The organism is Pseudomonas sp. Z1-12 (assembly GCF_051132015.1).
Classification (GTDB): Bacteria; Pseudomonadota; Gammaproteobacteria; order Pseudomonadales; family Pseudomonadaceae; genus Aquipseudomonas; species Aquipseudomonas zanjanensis.
This window is the reverse complement of sequence record NZ_CP071647.1, coordinates 2,982,658-2,998,802: the sequence shown is the minus strand read 5'-3', so window position 1 is coordinate 2,998,802 and position 16,145 is coordinate 2,982,658. Positions and strand designations below refer to the sequence as shown.

Below are 16,145 nucleotides of genomic sequence, written 5' to 3'. Positions count from 1 at the left end.
TTAATCTTAAATGCACCCACCGGTTTTCCTTCGAGCCGGTGTTCCCTCACAAAAACAATAAGAGGATTTGCCATGGACCGTCCGGCGCGTCGTGCGACGCTGACCATCGCCTTGTGTTTCATCGTTGCGTTGATCGAGGGTTTCGACCTGCAGTCAGCCGGCACCGCCGCCGCAGGGTTGCGACAGACGTTTGCCCTCGACCCGAAAATGATGGGCTGGGTGTTCAGCGCCGGCATCATCGGGTTGTTGCCGGGAGCCTTCTTCGGTGGCTGGATCGCTGATCGCATCGGTCGCAAGAAAATCCTCATCGCCGCAGTCTTGCTGTTCGGCGTGTTTTCCCTCAGCACCGCTTATGTCGAACATTTCTCCAGCCTGTTGCTGGTGCGCTTCATGACCGGCCTGGGTCTTGGGGCCGCCCTGCCCAACCTCATTGCCCTGTGTGCCGAAGCCGTGGGCGAGCAGCGCCGAGGCACGGCCATCAGCGTGATGTACGCGGGGGTGCCGTTGGGTGGTGCGTTGGCCGCCGTGGTCGCCATGCTGTTTGGCGAGCACTGGCAGATGACGTTTTTTATCGGTGGGTTGGCACCCTTGCTGGTGGTCCCGTTGATGCTCCTGTGGCTTCCCGAATCCAGCGCCTTTCGCCAGGCACAGGGTGACAGCGGCTCCTCGCGCGGCTCCACCGCCCAGGCGCTGTTCGGCGAAGGTCGCGGTCGTACTACCTTGGCGCTGTGGCTGAGCTACTTCTTCACCCTGACGGTGATGTACATGTTGCTCAACTGGCTGCCTTCGTTGTTGCTGGAACAGGGCTTCAGCAAACCCCAGGCCGGCCTGGTGCAGATGCTCTTCAACATTGGCGGAGCCCTTGGCTCGCTGCTGGGCGGCCTGTTGCTGGACCGTTGCAATGGGGTCAAGGTGGTGCTGTTTGTCTACGCTGGTCTGCTGAGCGCCCTGGCCGGGGTCGGGTTGTCCGTTGGTATCGTGCCGATGGCCATCGCCGGGTTTGCCGCCGGGTTGTTTGTCATGGCTGCGCAGTTGGTTCTTTATGCGTTGGCGCCGCCCTCCTATCCTACGGCGGTGCGTGCGACGGGGGTGGGTGCCGCGGTGGCCATCGGGCGCCTGGGATCGGTGGCCGGGCCTCTCGCCGCTGGGCAGATCCTGGCGGCCGGGGGCGGGACCACGGCTGTACTGCTGGCGACTTCGCCTGGGTTGGTGGTTGCGACGTTGGCTGTTCTTAGTGTGATTCGTTATTCGGCTGGGCCGGGGTTGAGGGCTAGGAATCCGATGCCGGAGAACTCCTGACTGGATGTGAGTATCCGTTATTTTGGCTGAATCACCGCTATCGCGAGCAAGCTTTGCTCCCACAGATCTGATGGGTGTACGAGCGGAAGAGCCAGGTCGGCTTTAAGGCCGCCTCGGCTTGGCTTTTGATCTTGAGGCCCCGTTAACCACGCTGGCCGAACGCAGGTATTGCGCAGTGGGCATCCCGGCATGGATGCCGGGATAGCCGCGCTGGGCCATGGATGGCCCTTCGCGGCGGGCCCACGGAGCAATGCCTGCGTTCGGGCATGCCGAGCCTAAGCGAGGCACCGAGTGGTGGGGCAAGCCTTTTTTGCTTACTTTTTTTGGCGTTTGAAAAAAAGTGAGCCGCCGTAAGGGCGGAACCCTAAGTAGCCGTTACCCAAATAACGGATATTCACCCTAAAGAAACATCACCCCCTAACCCACCGCTCCCGCCGACTAAGCACAGGCTTTTTTACAAACACCCTCTGCGGCAACAGCAACCAAGCCAAGGCCGGCAGCAGAATCAAGGCCCCAAGCATGTTCACCAGGAACATAAACGCCAGCAACACCCCCATGTCAGCCTGAAACTTGATCGGTGAAAACGCCCAGGTCGACACCGCCACCGCCAATGTCATGCCCGTCAGCAACACCACCTTGCCGGTAAACAGCAGCGCCTGGTAATACGCCTGGGCCAAGGTGTCGCCAGCACGCATCCGCGCCAGGATCACGCTCAACACATAGAGCGCATAATCGACGCCAATGCCAACGCCCAAGGCAATGACCGGCAATGTCGCGACTTTCACCCCCATGCCCAGCCCCACCATCAGCGCCTCGCACAGGATCGAGGTGAGCATCAGCGGCAGCATCGCGCACAGGGTCGCCCGCCAGCTGCGGAAGGTCAGCAAACACAGCAGGCTGACCGCACCGTAGACCCAGAACAGCATCTCGCGCATGGACTTCTTCACCACGATATTGGTCGCCGCTTCGATCCCCGCGCTGCCGGCCGCCAGCATGAACTTGACCTCCGGCATCTGATGCCCGGCAATGAACTGCTCACTGGCCTCCACCACCCGGTTCAAGGTGTCTGCCTTGTGGTCGGCCAGGTAGACGTACAACGACAGCATCGAACACCCCTGGTTGAACAACTCCCGCGGTGCACGGGTTTGCACGGCACCCAGCGCGCCGTCGTTGGGGATCAGTTCATACCATTTGAAGTTGCCTTCGTTATAACCGGCCGTGGCGATCTTGCTCAGTGCCGCCATCGAGGTGGTCGACTCCACGCCGGGCAACTGCTCCAGTTGCCAGGCCAGCGCGTCTACCGCGGACAGGCTGGCGTAACGGGTGCACTGATCCTCCGGGGTCTTGATCATGACCACGAAGATGTCCGAGCTGGCCGCATAGTTTTGCGTCATGAACAGCGCATCGCGGTTGTAGCGCGAGTCGGCCCGCAGCTCCGGAGCGCCGGGGTCCAGGTCGCCGATTTTCAGGTGCAGGCTCACGGCAAAACCAAACGCGGCCAACAGCAAGCCAACCAGCATGGCGCCAATGGCCCAGCGCCGTTGGGTGAACAGATCGAGCACGCGCCACAGCGGATGCTTGATCTGCGCCTGTTGCTCATGGGTTTCCGCACTCAGGCTGCGTTGCGCCGCTGCCGGGCTGACGCCGATGTAGCTGAGCAGGATCGGCAGCAGAATCAGGTTGGTGAAAATCAGCACCGCCACACCGAGGCTGGCGGTGATCGCCAGGTCCTGGATCACTCGGATGTTGATCAGCAGCAACACCGCAAAACCGACCGCATCACAGAGCAACGCGGTGATGCCGGCAGCGAACAACCGGCGGAAGGTATAACGCGCGGCGACCACCCGGTGAGTGCCACGGCCGATGTCCTGCATGATGCCGTTCATCTTCTGCGCGCCATGGCTCATGCCAATGGCGAAGACCAGGAATGGCACCAGTGCCGAGTACGGGTCCAGCTCATAACCGAGCAAGGCAAGCAGCCCCAGTTGCCAAAGCACCGCGGCCAGTGAACACGTCACCACCACCAGGGTGCTGCGCGCGCAACGGGTGTAGCCGAACAGCACCAGCACCGTCACCAGGACCGCCACCACGAAGAACAGCAGGACTTGGGTCATCCCTTCGATCAAGTCGCCGACGATTTTGGTAAAGCCGGTGATGTGAATCCTCAGATCGTCGGTCTGATACTTGTCCCGCAGCGCCTCCAGTTGCCGGGAGAATTCGCCGTAATCCAGCGCCTTGCCCGTCTGCGGATTGATTTCCAGCAACGGCACGAAGATCACGCTGGACTTGAAGTTGCCCGCGACCAATTGCCCGACCTCCCCGGAGCGGCCCACGTTGGTCCGCACCTGCTCGATGCTGACGGCCGACCCGTCGTAGTCGTCGGGGATCACCGTGCCGCCGTCCAGACCTTCTTCGGTCACGGCGGTCCAGCGCGTGGTCGGGGTCCATAGCGACTTCATGTAGGGACGGTCGACGCCCGGCAACAGATAAAGCTCGTCGTTGAGCTTGGCCAGGGTGTCGAGGTAATCCTTGGTGAAAATACTCCCCTGCTTGACCTCCACGGCAATGCGCAGCGAGTTGCCCAGGCCGCTCAACTCGCTGCGGTTCTCGAGGAAATTGGCGACATAGGGATGCCCGGTGGGAATGGTCTTCTCGTAGCTGGCATTGATGCCGATGCGGGTGGCTTGCCAACCAAGCACCAAGGTCACCAGCAGGCACAGCAGGATCACCAGCGGACGATGGTTGAAGATCGCCCGCTCGGCGAAGTTGCCCGACGCCCGGTCGAAGTCTTCCTGGCGGCCGATCACGGTTTGGGTTCTGTCGTCTTTCAAGTTTGACTCCTGTTGCACGAGCCGTGGCCCGATAGCGCTACACCGTGAAGTTTCAAGGTTTACCCGAGGCGCGCGGATCCTGGTCAGCGGCCACGCCGCTCAAGCCGACGCTGGCCAGGCTGCCATCGACCGCCTGTTGCACGGCAGCGACGGTCCCGCCACTGCGACTCTGACGTTTGTCGAAGCTGCGTCCCTGGTCATGACTGAAGAGAAGCTCGCCACTCTGGCTGGCCAACAGCAGGCCGCCGTCGCGCAGTTCGAGGGCGCTTGCCAAGGTTGACTCGATGCCGGTTTCCAGACGTCGCCAACTGCCGCCACGGTCATCGGACCACCAGGCGTTGCCGCGCAAGCCATAGACAATCAGGGCCCCATCGCGGGTGCCGAGCAGGCCGAAAAAGCTGCCTTCATAAGGCGACTTCAAGGCCTGGAATGACTGCCCTGCATCGGTCGAACGCAACAAAAGGCCGCGCTCCCCCACCAGCAGCAAATCCTTGCCCAAGGCACGGATGCCATACAGGTTCAAGCCCTGAGGATTGTCCACATGCTGCATCCACGGTTGCCAACTTCGGCCGCCATCGTCGGTGCGGTAGATCTGGTTGTAGGCGCCCACGACGTAGCCGTGCAGACGGTCGCTGAAGTACAGGTCAAGAAACGGCTTGTCCGGCCCGTCATCGAGCATGTGCCGTGCCTGCGCCAAGTGGCTGGCACCACCAGGTTGGTTGGCATCGCGCTCAGCGACTTGCACCGCCAGGGCGATGGCACGCTCGCCGTCGAGTTGCTTTTGCCAGGTTTCGCCGCCGTCCTGGGTGTGCAGCACCACGCCCAGATGACCGACCGCCCAGCCCTGCTCGGCATCGACGAACTGCACTGCCGTCAGGCTGACGCTGACCGGCACCTTGGCCTGGCGCCAACTCACGCCAGCGTCATCGGAGAGCAGCACGATCCCGCGCTCGCCCACTGCCACCAGGCGTTCGCCGGCCCGGCCCAGCCCGAGCAAGACCGCGCGCGGGGCCTTGGCCGTCGACAGTGCCGGTTGCTGCAGCACCGCCAGGGTCGTGGCCTGTACGACCCAGGGCACGCTCGCCAACAGGCATCCGAGCAAGGCGCAAGCTCCCCATAACGGACCGCGGCGCGCAAAGATTTTTTCAACGTTCATATCGTCATTCCGCCTGGAAAATCGTAAGCGACCGCGACGAACCCCCTCCTCGCCACGACCGCCACCGGTTCAACGCATGTTTTCGTTGGCCATGGCATCCGGGGTGAAATAGGACGCCGAAGGCTTCGGGACTTTCTGGTACTGAACCGTCAGGTCGTTGCTTGATGAGTTGAGGAAGTAGGCCCCCGTGTCGAGGTTGTAGCTGCCCCACATGACCTGTGCGGTCAGGGCCGGCAGGTCCGGTGCCAGCAGCGTCAGCGAATACATCTGCCGGCCGAGCTTGCCCTGGGCGTCATATCCGTCGGCCATCAGGATCTGCCAGGAGTCCTCATCGACGTAGTAAGTGCGACGTGGCACGACATGGCGCTTGCCGGATTTGAGCGTGGCCTCGACCACCCAGACCCGATGCTTCTCCCAACGCACCAGATCGGGGTTGAGGAAGTTCGCCTTGACCAGGTCGTCGCTCTTGGCCAGCGCGGCGCGGTTATTGTTGTAGGCGACGATCAGCTCTTTCTTGCCCACCAGCTTGAGGTCATAACGATCGGTCGGCCCGAACAGCATGAATGCTTCGTCGAACAAGCCGACGCCGGAGGTCACGAAGTCCGGCGTGTCATAGGCAATGTTCGGCGCCCGACGAACCCGACGCTGACCGACCAGGTACTGCCAGGCCGCCCGATTGGCCGGGTCCAGGTCCCAATGGGTCATCAAGCCTTCGCCGGCCTTGGATGACGGCAACTCGGTGAACAGCTTGCCCAGCAGGTACTTGCCCGAATAGTTTTCCAGGCTGCCGCCTTCGACGTAGTAGGGAAACTGGTAGGTGTATTGGGCCCGGGTCGCCTGGACTTTCTTGCCACCGGCGGTCATCAGCCAGGTATCGAAAGGCGAGCTGATGGTGTCACCGCCCTGCCAGGACAACCGATAATTCCATAGCACCTGCGCACCGTTTTCCGGGATCGGGAACGGGATGCCGCCGTACGCACTGGAGACCTTCTCACTGTCCACGTCCAGCGTGGCGCGGGTGGCGTTCTTGCTGGTGTTGTCATAGACCCATTGCGGCGCGGCGGCCGAGCGATGGGTCGGGTACACGTCCAGGCGGTAGTCCGGGTACTTTTTCAGCAGCAACTGGGTGCCTTCGGCCAATTCGCCGGCGTACTGCTCCATGTTCGCGGCCTTGATCGAGTACAGCGGTTTCTCGCTGGCGAATGGATCGGGACGCTTGTCGCCCGGTTTATAGCCGGGCGTGACCTGGGTGTAACCGCCCTGCCATGCCGGGATGCTGCCATCGGCGTTGCCGGCACGCTCGCCGCCCAGGGGGGTCAGATCGGTTTTCAAACGGGCGGCCTGTTCAGGCGATACCGCCGCCTGCGCCAGCCCCATGCCGGCGAGGACCAGGGTCAGGACGCAGGTGTTCAGGAAAGCTGTGTTCTGCATGGCGAATCCACCTTATTAGAATGAGGTTTTCACGTAGAGCGAGACGAAGTCGCGGTCGGCCAACGACTGTCCGTAACTGAAATTGCCGTCCTCGCGCAGCCCGGCTTTCGGGGCGCCGAAGAAGTTCACGTAATTGAGGCCAACGTCCCAGCGTTGCAGGTAGGTGGCTTTGAGCCCGACACTCCAGTCACCGGAATGGGTGTTGCCGAAGCCGGATTTGTTGACGGCCGATGAGCGCCCATCGAGCACGATCCCCATGCCGATCGGCACCGTCAGGTCGATCCCGTCGATGATCTGGAAGTACGCGGGCTCCAGCAGCACGCGCAGCGCCGTGGCATCGCGGGTGGTGTTGGCATCCAGGGCGGCCGGGTTCTTGGTCACGCTCAGGGTGCGGTTCCAAGCCAGTTCGGCCAGGGCCGAGCCGCCGTCCCAGAACGCATTGGGCGACAGCAGGTAAATCGCCGACAGGTTGGCGTGGGCGGTCTTGCCCCTGGCGAACAATTCATTGTCGCCACCATCGGCCTCCACGCCGGGGGCCACCACTTGCAGGTTGCTCACCAGCGGCGCGTTCCAGCGCAACGACGTTTCACCGGCAAAGTTGAACGGGCCATAGGCGGTGGAGAAACTGACGCCGGCCGTCTTGATGTCTTCGGCGTAGACCTGACGATAGGAGCCCAGGATGGGCAAGCCAGTGGCCGCTGCCGCCGGACCGTCCAGGTAGGCATACAACCCGATCGGCGCTTTATCGTGATACTGGGCCGCGTAGAAACCCAGCTCCAGCTCAGTGCCGCTCGGCTTGAAGCGGATCTGCATGCCGCCCTGCCCTGAATTGCGCGGTTTCAGGTCGCCGCCATTCACCGTGTCATTGCCAAAGACTTCGCGCAGCGGACCGCTGCCGTAACCGATGGCATCGACGTCGCTCAGGTAACTGCCGGCACCGGGCAGGTTGGAACGCTCCCACTCGAACTGATAGTAAGCGCCCACGGACAATTGCGGGTTGATCTGCAACTGCCCGGAGATCTGATTGACCGGGCGCAGGATCTCCTTGAACTGCGTGCCCGGCACGCTGAGCAACTTGACGACGTCGGTCGGCCCCTGGGCATTGGCGATGCCGTTACCACCGTAGAACAGGCTTTCGCCGTAGATCAGGCTGTGGCGGCCCAGGCGCGCCACGCCCTGGGAGTCTTCACCCAGATCACCGCGCACGAACACGAAGGCATCGAGAATTTCCGCGTCGCGACCGTGGAGCTCGCGGGTTTCGCTGAGGAAATGCGGTTGCTCGCTGCTGTCGGTGTCCTGGTTGTAGATATCGTCGTACCAGGCCGCGCCGCTCACCCGCAGGCCATAGTTTTGCCGGCTGAGGTCCATTTCGGAGAACAGGTCCAAGCGGTTGGAGACCAGGCCGCGGCTGAAGTTCTTGTCACCCTGGCTCTGGATCGAGGGGTACAGGCCGTTGGCGGTCGGCGCGTTGACCAAGCGGCTGTCCTGCCCTTGCAGACGCCAGGCCTGGCTGTACTTGATGGTGTTGTCCCAGCGCAGTTTCCAGTCGGAGTCACCCAGGTCCATTTGCATGGCTTCGACCCGATCGACCATCACACCGGTGCTGCATAACGCCAGGAACAGCGCGCAATGCTTGAAACGAAAGCTCTCTTTGACGTTATCCATGGACGCTTCTCATTATTGTTATTGTTGGGCATGGCTTTGGCAGCCAACACGCTCAGGTCGCGGCTTGCGCCGCTTTCCACAGGTGCGCATTTCAGATGTAGGTGGAGGCCAATCCCCCATCGACCGGCAGGTTCACGCCGTTGATCCAGCGCGACTCGTCGGCACACAGGAACGCGATCACCGCCGCCACCTCATCGGCGTAGGCGGGACGTTTCATGCGGTGGGCATCGGCCTGGGTCCGCGCCTCGCCGAGCATGCTCACGAAGTCATCAAGGATGGGCGTGAACACCGGGCCTGGGGCGACACTGTTCATGCGCACCGAATGCTCAAGGAACCAGGGCTGGGCCTGCAGGTAGTTCCAGACGATCAAGGCTTCCTTGAAGTACTGGTAGCAGGTCTGTTCCGGCACCGGGTGGTCGGCCAGCCAGGCTTGCGCGGCGGCGAAATCCTCGATGCGCGCCAGCGCCTTGTGCTGTTCCAGGCGTAGCGGCCATTCGGCGCCAAGGATCGAGGCGATATTGACGATGCTGCCGCCCGCGCTGATGCGCGGCAGCAGCGCACGGCTCAGGTGGCGCAGCCCAAGGTAGTTGACCCGCGCCAGCAGTCGCGGATTGGCGGTGCCCGGCACACCGGCAATGTTGCATAGGCTGTCGAGCCGTGCGGGCAGCTGTGGCAGCAAACGGTCGATGTTCTCGGCGCTGCTCAAGTCACCCTGTACAAAACCGTCCAGGGTCATGTGCGGTGCCTTGAGATCCACGCCGATCACCTGGGCGCCGTGGGCACGCAGCAAGCTCGCCGTGGCAGCACCGATACCCGACGAGACACCCGTCACCAGCACAATCTTGTTGTCGAGTTTCATGTTGAGTCCTCTTCTTATTGTTGTGTACTCGCCGGGCCCAGCTCATCGGGCCCGGTAAAAACGGCCGGTCAGAACGGGTACACCGGCGCCGTGTCCTTGACCGTGACCCACTGCCATTGGGTGTATTCGTCCCAGTCCGCCGGGCCGCCGACACTGCCGCCATTGCCCGAGGCGCCGCGTCCGCCGAACGGGTTGACGCACTCATCGGCGACGGTCTGGTCATTGATGTGCAACATGCCGCACTGCAACCGCTCACCGATGGCCATGGCCCGGCCCACCGACGGTGAAATGATCGCGGCGGCCAAGCCGTACTCGGTGCGATTGGCCAACTCGATGGCTTCGTCGTCGGTGGCGAAGCTGACCACCGTGGCCACGGGCCCGAAGATCTCTTCGTCGAAAGCACGCATGCCCGGCTTCACGCCGCTGAGCACAGTGGCCTCGTAGAACAGCCGATCGTGGTCGCCGCCCGCTTCCAGCCGAGCCCCGGCAAGCACGGTGTCGCTGACGATGTCGTGGACCCGTTGCAACTGCCGCTGATTGATCAGCGGCCCCATCGCGGCTTCTTCCCGGGCAGCGTTGCCAGTCGTCATGGCCTGGGCCTTTTCCACCAGTTTGCGGGTCAGCTCGGCGGCGATGGATTCATGGGCGAGGATCAAGCCGGTGGCCATGCAAATCTGCCCTTGGTGCAGCCAGGCGCCCCAGGCCGCGTTCCGGGCCGCGAGGTCGAGGTCGGCGTCTTCGAGAATGATCAGGGGGTTCTTGCCACCCAACTCCAGGGCGACCTTCTTCAGGTTGCGCCCGGCCACTTCAGCCACCTTGCGCCCGGCGCCGGTGGAACCGGTGAAGGCGATCATGCGCACGTTAGGGTCGCGGCACAGCGCCTCACCGGCATCCGCCGCGCCGGGCAACACTTGCAGCAAGCCCTTGGGCAGGCCTGCTGCCTCGAACAAGCAGGCGATGAGGAAACCGCCGCTCACCGGCGTCTGCGGATCCGGCTTGAGCACCACCGCGTTGCCCGCCGCCAGGGCCGGCGCGACAGAGCGCATGGACAGCACCAAGGGAAAGTTGAAGGGTGAAATTACCCCGACCACGCCGTGGGGCTGGCGCCGCGCATAGGACAGGCGCCCCGCCTCGCTGGGCAAGACCACCCCATGGGCCTGGGACAACAGGCCGGCGGCCTGGTGCAACAGCACGATGGCTTCGCGTACCTCGTGCTGCCCCTTGAACAGTGCAGCGCCGGTTTCCCGGGCCACGTACAACGCCAGTTCGTCGAAGGACTGCTCGGCCACGTCGGCGGCCTTGCGGAAGATCGCCGCCCGTTGCCGCGGGCCCAGGGCCGCCCATGCCGGCTGAGCGAGTGCTGCGTCGCGACTGGCCTTGGCGATGTCGGCGGTGTCGGCCGTGGCACAGCGCATCAGCCGCTCACCGGTGGCCGGTTCGATGATCGTTTGCAGCGGGCCCGAGGCAGGCACCCAGTCACCGTTGAAGACACATTCCGACTCGATCACCTGAGACAACAGGTGGCTCTTGGATGCAGACATTTAACACTCCCGGCTCTTTGTTGTTGTCATCGTTTGCCGCACCTGGACGGTGTCGACGCAAACGCCGTGCAAGTGCTTGAGCAAGCGCTGTGCCGGTTTTGCCCGCAGGCTTTGATAAACCTGGCGCAGGGCTCTGGTCCGGGGTTCTTCGCCGGACACGACGGGTCGGGAGCCGCCGCCGACCTGGCCGTTGGCCAGCTGTCGCTTGTTCATTTGATAAAGTTATGCTTAATAACTATCTTGCCAGGTGATCATTTCGATCACTGCACCATCAGGGGCATAACAATGAATAATCCCCACTGCCAGTTGCCGGATCGGATCGCCACCGAGCATTTCCATCCACGGGGCGACAGCAAAGAGCTGAGCGACAGCAGTTCGCCCACTACGGCAGAGCTCACCGCGTGCCTGTTTTTCTCCCCCGATGATGGCCGTATCTGGCTCAACGACCAGCGCATGTTGCTGCTGCACAGTTCCTCCTTCGGTGCGTTGCGCCGGGAAATCATCGAGCGCCAGGGGCTGGAGCAGGCCCGCGGCATGCTCACCCGCACCGGCTATTCCTCCGGCGCCCGCGACGCCCGGCTGATTCGTGAACGCTGGCCCCACGCCGATGCCGCGGCGGTGTTTCGCGCCGGCACGCATCTGCATACCCTCGAAGGCATGACCAAGGTTGAGCCGCTGCATTTCAAGTTCGACGCCGACTCGGGATTCTATGAAGGGGAATTTCTCTGGCATCACTCCTGCGAGGCCGATGAGCATGTCGCCGCCTATGGCATCGGGCAGGACCCGGTGTGCTGGACCGAACTGGGCTACGCCATCGGCTTCGTCAGCGGGCTGTTCGGCCAACTGGTGGTATTTCGCGAAGTGGAATGCCGGGGCATGGGCCATGAACGCTGCCGAGTCGTCGGCAAGACCGCCGAGCAATGGGGTGACATCGAGCAGGACCTGAACTACCTCAATGCTTCACCGACGACGGTCGTTCCGCGCGCCGATACTCAGTCCGACAATGTCGCCGGAACCGCCCCGCTGCCGGACAGCGAACAGCCACTGATCGGTGCCAGCGCCGCCTTCAACGCCGCAACCCAGGCCTTGCAGCGGGTGGCCTTGACCCCCGCCACCGTGCTGGTCAGCGGCGAGTCCGGCGTCGGCAAGGAGATGTTCGCCCGCCAGTTGCACCAACTGAGTCGCCGCCGTGACGGTCCGTTTATCGCCCTCAACTGCGCGGCCATCCCCGACAACCTGATCGAGGCCGAACTGTTCGGCGTCGAGCGCGGTGCCTACACCGGCGCCACCCATTCACGCCCCGGGCGTTTCGAACGCGCCCATGGCGGTACGTTGTTTTTGGACGAGATCACCTGCCTGAGCCTGGCCGGGCAAAGCAAGCTGCTGCGTGCCTTGCAGGAGCGGGAGATCGAACGGGTTGGCGGCGGCCATGGCATCAAGGTCGATGTGCGAGTCGTGGCGGCCACCAACATCGACCTGCGCAAGGCCGTGGCGGACGGCGCGTTCCGTGAAGACCTGTTCTACCGGCTCAACGTCTACCCCATCGCCCTGCCGCCCCTGCGCGAGCGTCGCGACGACATACCGTTGCTGATCAATGCCTTCCTCAAGCGCTTCTGCCAGGAATACGGCCGCACGCCGATGGGGCTGACCATGCGCGCCTTGAAGGTGCTGTTGCGTTATGACTTTCCGGGCAACGTGCGGGAATTGCAGAACCTCATCGAACGCGGCCTGATCGCCAGCGAAGAGGGCCAGGCGATCGATCTGGTCCACTTGTTTCGCAATGAGCAATTGCCGGTGGATGCGTACTCCGTGGACCACCTCGGCGGCCTCTCGACCATGGGCCTGGTCGGCAACGACGTGGCAGAAAAACCGGCGCTGCTCCAGTCACTCAGCCAACTGGACGCGGATTTCTCCATTGACGGGCTGGAATCGCGGCTGATCAACGAAGCCCTGCAACTGAGCAGCGGCAACCTGGCGGCAGCCGCGCGCTCGCTGGGGCTGAGCCGGGCGCAATTCGCCTATCGGTTGAAGAAGCATCAGAAAGGTGTCCAAGACTAAACACCGAACTAATGTGGGGGGCTTGCTCGCGAAAGCGGTGGGCCAGCTTGCATGTATGTCGAATGTGCTGACGCCTTCGCGAGCAAGCTCGCTCCCACACTGGTTTCTGGGTGGCCGCACGATCTGTATCCGCCTCAAATCTCCTGTGGGAGCGAGCTTGCTCGCGATGGCGGTGGGTCAGTTGGCGTCGATGTGGGCTGGGCTGACGCCTTCGCGAGCAGGCTCGCTCCCACACTGGTTTCTGGGTGGCCGCACGATCTGTATCCGCCCCAAATCTCCTGTGGGAGCGAGCTTGCTCGCGATGGCGGTGGGTCAGTTGGCGTTGATGTGGGCTGGGCTGACGCCTTCGCGAGCAAGCTCGCTCCCACACTGGTTTCTGGGTGGCCGCGCGATCTGTATCCACCCAAAATCTTCTTGTGGGAGCGAGCTTGCTCGCGATGGCGGTGGGTCAGTTGGCGTTGATGGGGGCTGGGCTGACGCCATCGCGAGCAGGCTCGCTCCCACAGGGGTTCCCGGGTGGTTTTAAGGTCTGTGTTCAGGCCGATCAATCCGTCGTACTTGCAGCCAACACGGCAAGCGTGCGGCGCTTGGGGTTCCAGATGCTCAGGCACCATACACCCCACCACTCCAGGCCATCGTCGAAATAATCGCTCCAGGGCTCCCGTGCCGGATCGGCTTCGTCGCTGGCGGTCCAGTTGACGTTGAAGTTGTCGACCCAGTTCAACACCACGACATCCTCCCCTTCTTCGAGCCCGAGCAAATCGAGCCATGCCTTGAACAGCGCTTGCGGCGTGTCGTCGCTGAAACGGGTGCCATAGGGCGGTTCGCAGAAGTCCGCGTACAAGGCGTAGGGCTGCTGATTGTGTTCGCCCACGTCGGTGCGCATGAGTCGGGTCACCTCTTCGCGGGTCAGCGGCTTGGCGACAGCCTTGTCCAGATCCCAACTCATGATGGGCGACGCAACCTCGGCATAGCGCGGATCGAGGGTCAGTTGGCGGTGACGCTCCAGCCATTGGGCCTTGATCTGCTGGAACAACAGATCCACGGCCTGGCGATGGAGCGCCTCGTCAACCGCCTCATTCGCCTCAGGCGCAAGCACCAGGAATTCGAAGGCGCAACCGGCCCTCTCCATTCGTTGGCGCAACGATGCGCTGGTTGGCTGTTCAACGACGTTCAACATGACCGTCTCCGTCAGACAAGGGAAAAGCGCCCCGCCGATACTCGCTGGGGGTCTGGTTCATTTCGATGCGGAAATGCCGGTTGAAGTTGGACAGATTGTTATAGCCCACTTCAAAACAGATGTCGGTCACCGGCATTTCGCTTTGCAACAGCAAGCGGCAGGCGCGCTGAACTCGCAACTTGCGCATCAGGTCGATGAAACCGTGCCCGGTGATGCGCTTGAAGAATCGCGAGAAGCCTGGCTCGCTCATGTCCAATTGGCGGGCGATCACCGACAGTCTCAGGTCGCCGGTGAGTTCGGCTTGCAGGTACTCGAAGGCTTTGTGGATACGCTCGGAACTGCGGGCGTCGAGGGTCGGCGCGTAGCATGGGCTCGCCAGGCTCAGGGCCTCGTCACCGGGAGCCTGGTTGAGGGTGTGGAGCAACTCCAGGAACAGCGTCAATCGCGCCAGCCCCTGGGCCGGGCCGATGGTTTCCAGCAGGTGCGCAGCCCTCAGTGCGGTGTCACCTGCGAAGACCAGGCCACGGCGAGCCCGTTCGAACAGCCCCTGCAGATCCCCCAGTTCAGGCAGGGTGCGGCGTATGGTCAGCAGCGTGGCGCCGTCGAATTGCAACACTACGTCACGTCCGGTCAAGTATTCCCCCGGTGCCAGGTCGCCCATCCAGTCGTGGGGCAAATCCGGCCCGATCATCGCCACATGACCGGGGCCAAACGGGCCGATGTAGTCGCCCGCCAACAGTTTGCCGCTGCCCTGGCGAATCAGGTGGATCTCGAATTCAGGGTGATGGTTCCAGCGCGCCAGCGGGTACGGGTAATCGTGCTCGTACCAGCGAAAACTGTGTTCGGGCTCGGGCAGGATGACTTCCAGTTCGGCCGGTCGCTGCTCGAACAGGGGCGTTCGGTGATCAGGCATGTCGCGCCTCTTTTAGCGTTATAGCGGGCACCTTACGCCGAGTGCGCAGCGCTTAGCCAGCCTCGGCCTGACCGTCCGCTGGTACTTTTTTAACCCGCGCGTGTCACGTTCAGCGACGTTAAAAAAATATCAGCCCACGATTCTCCCCGCGTTTGTCCTCCTCCACGGGCGCTGCTGTAATCGGCTTACCCATGACCGCAATGCTGTTCACTTAAGGCAATCGGCAAACCCGTGGCGAGGGAGCTTGCTCCCGCTGGGCCGCGAAGCGGCCCCAAAACCTGCCAAGTGCGGCGTATCAGACACACCGCACCCGCCGGTTTACGACTGCTTCGCAGCCGAGCGGGAGCAAGCTCCCTCGCCACAAGGGCTGTGTGCACCGCCTACTCCCTAGACTGACAGGAAAACCCCATGAAACGACTCGAAGGAAAAAGTGCCCTGGTGACCGGCGCCGCCCGTGGTATCGGCAAGGCATTCGCCCAGGCCTATATCAACGAAGGCGCCACCGTGGCGATCGCTGATATCGACCTTGACCGAGCCCAGGCCACCGCCGCCGAGCTGGGCGACTGCGCCTACGCCGTCAAAATGGACGTGACGGACCAGGCGTCGATCGACCAGGCCATCGAGGCCGTGGTGGCCCGGGCGGGCAAGCTGGATATCCTGATCAACAACGCCGCGCTGTTCGACCTGGCGCCCATCGTCGACATCACCCGCCAAAGCTACGAGCGACTGTTTTCCATCAACGTCGCCGGCACGCTGTTCACGCTGCAGGCGGCGGCGCGGCAGATGATCCGCCAGGGCCATGGCGGCCGGATCATCAACATGGCCAGCCAGGCCGGTCGGCGTGGCGAGCCCCTGGTGGCGGTCTATTGCGCCACCAAGGCCGCGGTGATCAGCCTGACCCAGTCCGCCGGGCTGGACCTGATCAAGCACCGGATCAACGTCAACGCCATCGCCCCCGGCGTGGTGGATGGCGAGCATTGGGATGGCGTGGACGCGCTGTTCGCCCGTCACGAAAACCTGCCGCTGGGGGAAAAGAAGCGCCGGGTTGCGGAGCAAGTACCCTATGGCCGGATGGGCACTGCGGAAGATCTCGCTGGAATGGCGATTTTCCTGGCCTCGGCGGAGAGCGAATACGTGGTGGCACAGACGTATAACGTCGATGGGGGTAACTGGATGAGCTGATAATCGAGGTTTTTATGGCCTTGAAACGAC

The 16,145-nt window shown here is 62.8% G+C and carries 12 protein-coding genes; 3 read left to right on the top strand and 9 right to left on the bottom strand.

Features of this window, described 5'->3' with window-relative positions; all coding sequences use genetic code 11:
- Window positions 1–72 precede the first annotated feature (72 nt).
- Complete coding sequence (gene mhpT, locus J3P85_RS12695; RefSeq protein ID WP_434706066.1) at window positions 73–1,299, top strand: 3-(3-hydroxy-phenyl)propionate transporter MhpT; 1,227 nt, start codon at window positions 73–75, stop codon at window positions 1,297–1,299.
- 410 nt (window positions 1,300–1,709) lie between these two features.
- Here mhpT and J3P85_RS12690 read toward each other — a convergent pair whose 3' ends face one another.
- The 7 genes from J3P85_RS12690 to J3P85_RS12660 all read right to left on the bottom strand — a co-directional run bounded on the left by J3P85_RS12690 (window position 1,710) and on the right by J3P85_RS12660 (window position 10,995).
- Complete coding sequence (locus J3P85_RS12690; protein WP_434706065.1) at window positions 1,710–4,130, bottom strand: efflux RND transporter permease subunit; 2,421 nt, start codon at window positions 4,128–4,130, stop codon at window positions 1,710–1,712.
- 52 nt (window positions 4,131–4,182) lie between these two features.
- Window positions 4,183–5,286 carry a WD40/YVTN/BNR-like repeat-containing protein gene (locus tag J3P85_RS12685; RefSeq protein WP_434706064.1) on the bottom strand — a complete coding sequence of 368 codons (1,104 nt, stop codon included), beginning with the start codon at window positions 5,284–5,286 and terminating at the stop codon, window positions 4,183–4,185.
- Between the two features lie 69 nt (window positions 5,287–5,355).
- Window positions 5,356–6,717, bottom strand: coding sequence for a DUF1329 domain-containing protein (locus J3P85_RS12680; protein ID WP_434706063.1), 1,362 nt, complete (start codon window positions 6,715–6,717; stop codon window positions 5,356–5,358).
- Window positions 6,718–6,732: 15 nt separating this feature from the next.
- Window positions 6,733–8,382: a DUF1302 domain-containing protein gene (locus tag J3P85_RS12675; protein ID WP_434706062.1), complete on the bottom strand. Its 1,650-nt coding sequence runs from the start codon at window positions 8,380–8,382 to the stop codon at window positions 6,733–6,735.
- A 91-nt stretch (window positions 8,383–8,473) separates the two neighbouring features.
- Complete coding sequence (locus J3P85_RS12670) at window positions 8,474–9,241, bottom strand: coniferyl-alcohol dehydrogenase (protein WP_434706061.1); 768 nt, start codon at window positions 9,239–9,241, stop codon at window positions 8,474–8,476.
- 68 nt (window positions 9,242–9,309) lie between these two features.
- On the bottom strand, window positions 9,310–10,782 hold the full coding sequence (locus J3P85_RS12665; RefSeq protein WP_207966582.1) for a benzaldehyde dehydrogenase: 1,473 nt from the start codon (window positions 10,780–10,782) through the stop codon (window positions 9,310–9,312).
- Window positions 10,783–10,995, bottom strand: coding sequence for a hypothetical protein (locus J3P85_RS12660; protein WP_434706060.1), 213 nt, complete (start codon window positions 10,993–10,995; stop codon window positions 10,783–10,785). It lies immediately after the preceding gene.
- A 72-nt stretch (window positions 10,996–11,067) separates the two neighbouring features.
- On the opposite strand from J3P85_RS12660, the gene J3P85_RS12655 reads away from it, so the two are divergent.
- Window positions 11,068–12,840 (top strand): sigma 54-interacting transcriptional regulator, encoded by a 1,773-nt coding sequence (locus J3P85_RS12655; protein ID WP_434706059.1) that lies wholly within the window; start codon window positions 11,068–11,070, stop codon window positions 12,838–12,840.
- Between the two features lie 544 nt (window positions 12,841–13,384).
- Here J3P85_RS12655 and J3P85_RS12650 read toward each other — a convergent pair.
- The gene (locus J3P85_RS12650) at window positions 13,385–14,020 is read right to left on the bottom strand and encodes a hypothetical protein (protein ID WP_434706058.1); all 636 of its coding nucleotides are present in this window, start codon (window positions 14,018–14,020) and stop codon (window positions 13,385–13,387) included.
- On the bottom strand, window positions 14,004–14,933 hold the full coding sequence (locus J3P85_RS12645) for a helix-turn-helix domain-containing protein (RefSeq protein ID WP_434706057.1): 930 nt from the start codon (window positions 14,931–14,933) through the stop codon (window positions 14,004–14,006). The genes J3P85_RS12650 and J3P85_RS12645 overlap by 17 nt, the downstream gene beginning before the upstream one ends.
- Window positions 14,934–15,341: 408 nt before the next feature.
- Between J3P85_RS12645 and J3P85_RS12640 the strand changes: the two genes are divergently transcribed.
- A complete protein-coding gene (locus J3P85_RS12640) occupies window positions 15,342–16,115 on the top strand; it encodes an L-iditol 2-dehydrogenase (protein ID WP_434706056.1) in 774 nt (257 codons plus the stop codon).
- The last annotated feature ends 30 nt before the right edge of the window (window positions 16,116–16,145 follow it).